The sequence below is a fragment of the Rhodoferax sp. genome (assembly GCF_037143375.1).
In the GTDB taxonomy this organism is placed as follows: Bacteria; Pseudomonadota; Gammaproteobacteria; order Burkholderiales; family Burkholderiaceae_C; genus Rhodoferax.
On the sequence record NZ_JBAWYV010000124.1, the window covers coordinates 1 to 9,392 of the forward strand.

Consider the following 9,392-nt stretch of genomic DNA (forward strand, 5'->3'; position numbering starts at 1 on the left):
TTGACGTCATCGGCAACAACATTGCCAATGCCAACACGGTCGGCATGAAATCTTCGCGTACCGAGTTCTCTGACTTGGTGGCGTCTTCTTTAGGTGCCAGTGGCAGCTCTGGCGCGGGCATTGGGGTCTCCGTTGCCACCGTCTCACAACAATTTTCACAAGGCAACATCACCATCACGGGCAACAACCTCGATGTCGCCATCAACGGAGGGGGGTTTTTCAAACTTCAACAGCCCGATGGCACCCCGGCCTACACACGTGATGGCCAGTTCAAACTGAACAGTAGTGGCAATATCGTGACCAATACTGGCGCCAATGTCATGGGTTACCCAACCGATAACAAGGGTGTAACTACCAGCATCACGCCGCAAAAACTATCTGTCCCCACCAATGCGCCCATCCCAGCCAGTGCAACGACAACCATCGGTGCAGAGTTCAATCTGGATGCACGCGCAGTTGTAGCGACCAACATATCACCGCCGACACCCATCACTACCTACGGAACCTCGCTCACCACTTATGATTCTCAAGGTGTAGAAGTTCCAGTGAGTTTGTACTTTGTCAAAGTGGGGCCAGACCCATCGGCGAACCCCGCTATACCAAAAGACACTTGGAATGTTTTTGATGCAAATGCCTTGACAGCAGGTACAACCGCACTTGCCGCAAATGCCGTCATTGGATCCACCAATGCCGCCAACTATGCGCTGAACACCACTAACACGGCAATCAACCTAGCTAACGCGACCATTAACGCGAGCAATGCGACACTCAATACCACCAACCTCGCAGCCAACGCAGCCGAAGCCGTCTTAGTTGCCGCAGGCACTCCTACCTCAGGATGGGTGAACAAGCCAACTTATGGCCTCGGCACACTCTTTCCTGCCGTCATGCGTACTTATACAACGGCTGGTTTAAACCCAGCCACTCCATTGATTCCAGGTAGTACACCGTTTGCAGCATCGGGCGCCCTGTTTCAAATGCAGTTTGACACCACGGGCAAGTTAACATTCCCTACGTCGACGCAACCCCTGACATTGACATCTCCTAACCCTGCTATCGGCAACTTCACCGCCACGCTGGATGTCACGAAAGCATCGCAATATGGAACTTCTTTTGCTGTTTCCAATTTAACTCAGGATGGCTACACGGCCGGTGAACTCACCGGCGTCAGCATTGATGCCTTAGGTGTGATCAACACAAAGTATTCCAATGGTCAAACCCAATCCAAAGGAAAGATTGCCATTGCCGACTTTCGAAACATGCAAGGTCTGTCCGCTAACGGCGGAGGGACCTGGACTGCGACTTTTACATCTGGCGCTGAAGTGCTGGGGTCCCCGGGCGCCGGGAAATTTGGTGATTTGACGGCAGGTGCGGTCGAAGAATCCAACGTTGACCTGACCGCCGAACTGGTCAACATGATGACCGCGCAACGCGCCTACCAAGCCAACGCGCAAACCATCAAAACGCAGGATCAGGTGATGACAACGCTGGTCAACCTTCGCTGATCGCCACGGACCTTTACTAAAGCTCTGAACAGGAACCGCCATGGACCACCTCATTTACACCGCGATGTCAGGCGCGAATGCGGCCGCCAACCGCCAGGCGGTTCTGTCCAACAACCTGGCCAATGCTTCCACTAACGGCTTTCGTGCCGAGTTGTCAACCTTTCGGGCCGTGCCCATTCGGGGCGATGGCGCACCCACTCGTGTGCTCGCATTGGAAGCGACGCCGGGCCACCTGGACACCCCCGGCTCGGCCCAGCGCACCGGGCGCAGTCTGGATGCCATGACCACGGGCAACTCATGGTTTGCCGTACAGGCGCTGGACGGCACCGAGTCGTACACCCGGAACGGCTCATTTGAAGTCGCCAATGACGGCACTTTGAAAACCAGCAATGGCCTCACCGTGCTGAGCGACGGTGGCTCCCCTATTTCAGTCCCAACCGGCGCCGAAGTCTCGATTGGCTTTGACGGCAACCTCAGTGCCAAGGTGGGCAACCAGCCACCGACTGGCGTGGGACGCCTGAAACTCATCACGCCCACGGCCGATGACCCACTTAAGCGTGGTGACGACGGCCTGTTTCGGTCCACCTCCGGCGATCCATTGCCTAGCGATGCCACTGCCCGTCTCAATGTGGGCGTGCTGGAAGGCTCGAATGTGAACGCAATTGAAACCATGGTCGGCATGATTGCGACTGCCCGGCAGTTTGAGACGCAAATGCGGCTCATGCAAACCGCAGAAGCCAATGAAAAATCGGCCGACAAATTGCTGAGCATGCAGTAAACCCGCTAATTACCGAAGGACACCATCATGATCAACTCTCTGTGGATCTCCAAGACCGGCATGGAAGCCCAGCAAATGCAGCTGGACGTTATCTCCAACAACCTGGCCAATTCATCAACCAACGGTTTTAAACGCGCCAGCGCTGTGTTTGAAGACCTGATGTACCAAAACCTGCGCCAAGCTGGCTCCAACAGTTCCGAGCAGTCCCAATTGCCCACCGGCCTGCAAGTCGGTTTGGGTGTGCGCACCGTGGCCACCAGCCGTTCGTTTTCTCAAGGCGCCTTGCAACAGTCGGGCAACAAGCTGGATGTGGCGGTGCAGGGCAATGGCTTCTTCCAGGTCACCATGCCCGACGGCACCACCAACTACACGCGTGACGGCTCGTTCCAAGTGGACTCGCAAGGCCGACTAGTCACCGCCACCGGCTTGCCAATTGCCAATGGCGTGACGGTTCCCGCCAACGCCACCAGCATTGCCATTGCGGGTGACGGTACCGTTACCGCACAGATTCCTGGCACCGTTGCCCCGCAGTCGATTGGCACCATCGCGCTGGCCAGTTTCATCAACCCGGCGGGTCTGGACCCCAAGGGCCAGAACCTGTACAGCGAAACGCCAGCGTCTGGCCAACCCAACAGTGGAACCCCCGGCTCGAACGGCTTGGGTGCCTTGATGCAGGGCTATGTAGAAACGTCCAATGTCAACGTGGTGCAGGAACTGGTCACGATGATCCAGACGCAACGGGCTTACGAGATGAACTCCAAAGCCATTCAGACCTCGGACCAGATGCTCCAAAAGCTGGGCCAACTGTAAAGATCATCATGAATACCGTTTCTGCACGCTTGAATCAGTTGGGCCACGCCTTGAAAGGTTGCGGCCTGGTGCTGGCCATAGGCGCCCTCTGCGCCGGGTGCGAGTCGTTGCCGCAAACCGTCAAAGTGGACTTTGCCGAAACCAAGGCCGCGCAACCAATGGCCGCACTCCCCGCCCGCGCCAACAACGGCAGCCTGTTTCAAAAGGTCAGCTACCGGCCCGCGTTTGAAGACCCGCGTGCCCGCGCAGTGGGTGACATCGTCACGATTCTGATCGTGGAAACCGTGACCGCCAGCCAAGTTTCCAAATCAACCGCCAACCGCACCAGCTCCGGCTCTGCCAGCGTCTCGGCCTTCCCATTGCTGTCGCCACTGGACCTGGCCAACCTGAAAGCCGGTGTTGGTACATCCTCTGCCAGCGACTTCTCCGGCAAAGGCGGTACAGAAAGCGCCAATACCTTTACTGGCTCCATCACCGCCACCGTGGTGGATGTCTTACCCAATGGCCATCTGGTCGTAGCAGGCGAAAAACAGATTGGCGTGAACCAGAACGTAGACGTGCTGCGCTTCTCCGGCACCATCGACCCAAGCTTGGTGCAACCAGGCAATATCGTCAATTCAACGCAAGTAGCCAACGCCCGTATCGAGTCCAAAGGTCGCGGCGCTCAAGCCGAAGCGCAAACAGTTGGATGGTTAACACGGTTCTTTTTCAGCTTTCTCCCTTTCTAAAGATGTTGAGAATAGTGCCGAGGGGTAACAACCATGCACACTATTCAGACACCACACCACAACCGCCACTTCTGGCTGCTGGCAGCGCTTTGGCTGTTGGCCAGCCTGTTGGCAACGCCAGCAGCGCATGCCAACCGCATCAAGGAAGTAGCCGCGGTTGAAGGCGTTCGCAGCAACGCGTTGACCGGTTTTGGTCTGGTCGTGGGACTGGACGGCACCGGTGACCAAACCACCCAGATGCCCTACACCTCACAGGGCATCACCAATTACCTCAAACAACTCGGCATCACACTGCCCGCAGCATCAATCGCCTCACTGCAACTTAAAAATGTTGCAGCCGTACTGGTGACGGCGCAACTCCCCGCCTTTGCCCGGCCTGGCCAGGCGATTGACGTGAACGTGTCGTCCATGGGCAACTCCAAATCTCTCAAAGGCGGCATGCTGATTGCCACGCCCCTCAAGGGCGCTGATGGCGAGGTGTACGCCATGGCTCAGGGCAATTTGATCGTGGCGGGCGCTGGCGCCTCTGGCGGCGGCAGCAAAGTGCAGATCAACCACCTGAGTGCTGGCCGCATTCCCAATGGCGCACAGGTTGAGCGGGTGGTCCTTACGCCTTTGCTTGAAGGCGACAGCATCAATCTAGGCCTCGAGGCCTCGGACTTTCAAACCGCTCGCCGCGTCGCCCAGGCGATTAACAAACGCTTTGGCGAAGGTTCTGCCAAAGCACTGGACGGGCGCACCATCAAGGTCAATGCCCCCACCGAATCCGATGCAAGGGTGTCTTTCATTGCCGAAATGGAAGAATTGCCGCTGGAGTCCTCTGTGCCCTCGGCCAAAGTGGTCATCAACTCCCGCACCGGCTCCATCGTGCTCAACGGTTCCGTCACGCTGGGTTCATGCGCGATTGCCCATGGCAACCTGTCGGTCAGCATCACCACGACCCCGATGGTGAGTCAGCCCAACGCCATGTCTGGCGGGACGACGACCGTGACCGAGAAAAGCAACATCCAGATTCGGCAAGAACCCGGCATGTTGATCCAGTTGCCGCCTTCCAACCAACTCTCAGAAGTGGTGCGCGCACTGAATGCACTGGGCGCCACACCGCAAGATTTACTGGCCATTTTGCAAGCCATCAAGGCGGCGGGCGCGCTGAACGCGGAGTTGGAGGTGATCTGACATGAGCTACGGACAAATCTCATCCGCCTCCGATTCGCTCGCCGCGGATGCGCGCACCCTCAACAACCTGAAGTTGCAGGCCGGGCAAAAAACGCCCGAAGCCATCAAGGAAACGGCCAAGCAATTTGAGTCGCTGTTCATGCGCGAACTCATCAAGAGCATGCGCGAGGCCACCATGAAATCCGGCCTGACGGACAACCCCGGTAGCGACCTCGGTACGGACCTGCTGGACCAGCAGTTTGCCGTGCAGATGTCTGGCAAGCCTGGCGGTCTGTCGGATTTGATTGCCGCCCAATTGACTCGCCAGATGGGTGGCACGGAACCCAGTGGCGTGGATTCTGCCAAAAAATCAACGACCACCAGCGCCCTCGGCAAAGCGTCGGCACTGGCGGCTTATGGCGCCAACAGTGCCAGCCCGAAAAAAGCACCCACCCTCAGTCAGAGCAATTTTGTGCAACAGCACACGGCAGCGGCCATCAATGTGGAAAAAACCAGCGGCATCCCGGCCAGCTACATGGTCGGCCAGGCCGGTCATGAAACCGGCTGGGGCAAACACGAGATCAAGACGAAAGGTGGCGCGCCCTCCTACAACCTCTTTGGCATCAAGGCCGGAGCGGGCTGGACCGGCAAGGTGGCGGAAGTGAGCACCACCGAGTACGTCAATGGCGATGCCAAAAAAACCGTGGCCAAGTTCCGCGCTTATAGCTCGTATGAAGAGTCATTCCGCGACTACGCCCGACTCATCACCAAATCGCCACGCTACGCTCAGGCCAGTCAGCAGACCGGCTCAGGCCAGGCGTTTGCAACCAGCCTGCAAAAAGCCGGCTATGCCACCGATCCTAATTACGGTGCCAAACTCGGGCAGGCCATTCAAGTCGCGCAGCGCCTGCAACGCTCGCAAGTTGTGGCGCAAAGCATATGAGCGGCATTCTCAACATTGGCACCCGCGCCCTGCAGGCCAATCAGGTGGCGCTGCAAACAGCAGGCAACAACATTGCCAATGTCAACACGCCCGGCTACTCGCGCCAGTCGGTGGTGCTGCAAACTGCACAGGGTCAGAACACTGGCAGCGGCTACATAGGAAAAGGCGTTGACGTCCAGACCATCCAACGCAACCACAATGAATTCCTGACGCGCCAAGCCGCGCTCTCCAGTTCAACTGCGGCTTCGGACACCACACGGTTACAACAACTCACCCAGCTTGAAAATGTTTTCCAGGGTGGCGCGAACGGACTGGGTGCCGCAGTGAGTGACATGCTCAACTCATTTTCAGACGTTGCAAGCGCCCCCACCGACCTCAGCGCTCGCACAGTAGCACTCACCAGCGCCGACGATCTGGCCTCACGTTTTCGGACGGCCTCAAACAGCCTGGATGAGATCGCCTATGGCGTCACCAGCCAATTGAAAGAGGGCGTCACAGCCATTAACAATCTGGCCGGACAAATCGCCAAGGTCAATGAGCAAATCTCGCGAGCTCAGGGATCTGGCCAAACGCCCAATGACTTGCTGGACCAGCGCGATCAGCTTATCAAGAACTTGAACCAATACGTTCAAACCACCAGTATTCCTGCCGACGACGGTTCGGTTAGTATTTTTTTAGCCGGTAGTCAGCCACTGGTGATAGGGGCCTCGGCATCGACGCTTGGCGTGGGGAAGGATGCTTTTTCCGACCCCTCAAAAACCAAACTTACCCTCCAGCGCGGCGGGGCATCCATCGTTGTGGAAGAGTCGATGCTGGGTGGCGGCCAGGTATCAGGACTGCTGAAATTTCAGAATACAGATTTGGTCGACGCCCGGAACTTGCTCGGACGCATGGCTTTGGCCATTGGTACGGCGGTCAACGACCAGCACAAACTCGGGGTTGATTTGAACGGCAACACAGGCAAAGACCTGTTCAGTCTTGGCGCGCTACCCGACGGACTTGCCTCACCGACCAACACAGGCACGGCGACCTTGAAGGTGACGGTTCAAACCACGCCCACATCAGGCTCGACGGCAATGGTCGCCTCAAACTATGAAGTCAGTTTTTCCAGTGCGAATGCGGGCAGCATCACACGCCTGTCGGACGGCAAGGTGACCGCTTTCACAAGCGTCCCTCCACTGCAGATCGACGGGTTAAATATTGCTATCAGCGCTGGCACACTGGCTGGGGGTGACCGTTTTCTGATTACACCCTTCAGTGCTGTTGCATCCAACCTTAAAACGGCCTTAACTTCGCCCACTGAACTCGCCATGTCAAGTCCGGTGGCGGCCAGCACCTACATAAGCAACAAGGGCACCCTGGTTGTCTCGAGCCTATCGGCCCTCACCATTGCCGATAAAAACAGCGACAAATACACCCTGACATTCACCAGTGCTACCACCTATGACCTGGTGGATTCCACGACATCCACCACCGTGTCCGCCGGAAATACATACATTCCCGGTCAGGCGATTGTTTATGCACCAACAACGACCCCTGGCTGGTCACTCGAACTCAACGGAACGCCCGTTGTGGGTGACAAAGTCGATGTGGGTGGCACGGGTAAAGTTCAAGCCAACACCAATCTAAAACTGAACGCTGGCAATGCTGAAGCCATGATGGCTTTGCGCGATGTGGTCATGTTTGAAGGTGCCGTATTGACCGATGGCTTCGCCAACATCATGTCCGACATCGGCGTCCGGGTTCAAAGTGCCACATCGACGGCCGCTGTCTCCGAGTCCATTGCGACCAGTATTGAAAAGGACCGCGCCAGTGTGGCGGGCGTCAATCTTGACGAAGAGGCCGCCAAACTGCTGCAGTACCAACAGGCCTATCAGGCCTCCGCCAAAATGTTGCAGATTGCTCAAAGTGTTTTTGACACCCTGATGCAGACTGTGGCCCGTTAGTTTTAGAGCGACCCCAAGAGGAGTAAATCATGCGACTGGGCTCAGCCAACACCTACGACAACGCGTTGCAAAACATCTACACGCGCCAATCAGACTTATCGACCCAACAGGGAAAGTTAACGTCTGGAAAAAACATCAACCGGGCCAGCGACGACCCGACCGGTGCTGCACAAGCTGAACGCGCTGCAACGCGCCTGGCGCGGGTCGCGACCGAACAACGTGCGCTGGGCGCCCAGAGCAGCGCCATCAGTTTGGCTGAATCCACACTGGGAGACGCCACCAACTTGATGCAAAGCATTCGTGAACTCGTTGTCAGTGCTGGCAATGGGGGGCTCAATGTGAGCGACCGAGCTTCCAAGGCCCAGGAAATGCAAAGTCTGCGGGACCAGTTGTTCAGTTTGGCAAACCGTCCTGACGCCAACGGTGTCCCCCTGTTTGGCGGACTGGGCAGCGACAGTACCCCCTTCACGGACACAGCGGGCACCGTGAGTTTCAACGGCATCGCAGGCCAGCGGAGCAGCACCGATGTTGCCGTACCCGGGGCGATGGACGGTCAGGCCGTCTGGATGAACGTGCGTTCCGGCAACGGCACTTTTGACGTCACGCCTACAACTAGCAACAAAGGCACTTTGTCGACTGATGCCGGGCAAGTGGTATCACCGGCAGCGCTGACGGGCCACAGCTACAGTGTGAATTTCAGCGTGGCGGCAGGTACGACAACCTACCAGGTTTTTGACGACACAATCGATCCCACTCATATTGGAGTACCTGCACCAGTAGCCCAACCCTATGTTGCAGGCTCAGCCATCCAATTTGACGGCATGTCGTTTGTCGCCAACGGCGCACCTGCCAATGGGGATGTTGTTCAACTCAGCAACAGTACTCAAAAAAATGTCTTCGAGATATTGGATACTGCGATTTCAGGTCTCAAAACCGCAGCGACCAGCAGCAGTGTGAGCCAGACTGTTTCGTTGGCACTCACCCAAATTGACGCCAGCATGAGCAATATCCAGGCCGCCAGAGGCCAAGCCGGCGAATGGTTGAACCGTGCTGACAACATTAACAGCGCACAAGACAAACGCACGCTGCAGTTGACCACCGACAAATCCCGCGTTGAAGACCTCGACATGGTCAAAGGCATCTCTGACTTCCAGAAAGCGCAAACCGGTTACCAGACGGCCTTGCAGTCCTACGGTCAAATCCAGAAACTATCCCTCTTCAACTACATCAGTTAAGACACCATGAGCCACACCGTTCTTGGCAGCGTTTCCTTCGGCTATCAACTACTGTGGGGCCCCTTGCGACAACTGCGCGGGGTGCAGTTATTCGTCGGTATCGACGACACCACACCGGTGGACTCGCAGCATTTTCTGGCGGCCATCGACGAGTTGTGGTCCGAGCAGGCACCTACCCTGTTGCTCTCCATCCAGTCCGCCAGGTTGCTGGGCGACATCCTGGACCACGCACCGGCCACCTGCCCCTGGATTGAGGTCAATGAGTCCCACCTGCGCGATAAGGCTATGGTGG

Annotated in this window: 8 protein-coding genes and 1 pseudogene; all 9 read left to right on the plus strand. The window is 57.1% G+C overall.

Features of this window, described 5'->3' with window-relative positions:
* Window positions 1–1,505: flagellar hook protein FlgE (locus WCG50_RS14900; protein WP_336900391.1), on the plus strand; the 1,505-nt coding region annotated here is incomplete at its 5' end.
* A gap of 40 nt (window positions 1,506–1,545) precedes the next feature.
* The gene (locus tag WCG50_RS14905) at window positions 1,546–2,283 is read left to right on the plus strand and encodes a flagellar basal body rod protein FlgF (protein WP_336900392.1); all 738 of its coding nucleotides are present in this window, start codon (window positions 1,546–1,548) and stop codon (window positions 2,281–2,283) included.
* Between the two features lie 27 nt (window positions 2,284–2,310).
* A complete protein-coding gene (gene flgG, locus WCG50_RS14910) occupies window positions 2,311–3,093 on the plus strand; it encodes a flagellar basal-body rod protein FlgG (protein ID WP_336900393.1) in 783 nt (260 codons plus the stop codon).
* 8 nt (window positions 3,094–3,101) lie between these two features.
* A complete protein-coding gene (locus tag WCG50_RS14915) occupies window positions 3,102–3,821 on the plus strand; it encodes a flagellar basal body L-ring protein FlgH (RefSeq protein ID WP_336900394.1) in 720 nt (239 codons plus the stop codon).
* 33 nt (window positions 3,822–3,854) lie between these two features.
* On the plus strand, window positions 3,855–4,997 hold the full coding sequence (locus tag WCG50_RS14920; protein ID WP_336900395.1) for a flagellar basal body P-ring protein FlgI: 1,143 nt from the start codon (window positions 3,855–3,857) through the stop codon (window positions 4,995–4,997).
* Window position 4,998: 1 nt separating this feature from the next.
* Window positions 4,999–5,919, plus strand: coding sequence for a flagellar assembly peptidoglycan hydrolase FlgJ (gene flgJ, locus WCG50_RS14925; RefSeq protein WP_336900396.1), 921 nt, complete (start codon window positions 4,999–5,001; stop codon window positions 5,917–5,919).
* A complete protein-coding gene (flgK, locus tag WCG50_RS14930; protein ID WP_336900397.1) occupies window positions 5,916–7,865 on the plus strand; it encodes a flagellar hook-associated protein FlgK in 1,950 nt (649 codons plus the stop codon). The genes flgJ and flgK overlap by 4 nt, the downstream gene beginning before the upstream one ends.
* Before the next feature lie 29 nt (window positions 7,866–7,894).
* Window positions 7,895–9,100: a flagellar hook-associated protein FlgL gene (flgL, locus tag WCG50_RS14935; protein ID WP_336900398.1), complete on the plus strand. Its 1,206-nt coding sequence runs from the start codon at window positions 7,895–7,897 to the stop codon at window positions 9,098–9,100.
* 6 nt (window positions 9,101–9,106) lie between these two features.
* Window positions 9,107–9,392 (plus strand): annotated as a pseudogene (locus tag WCG50_RS14940) (histidine kinase); the annotation flags it as partial.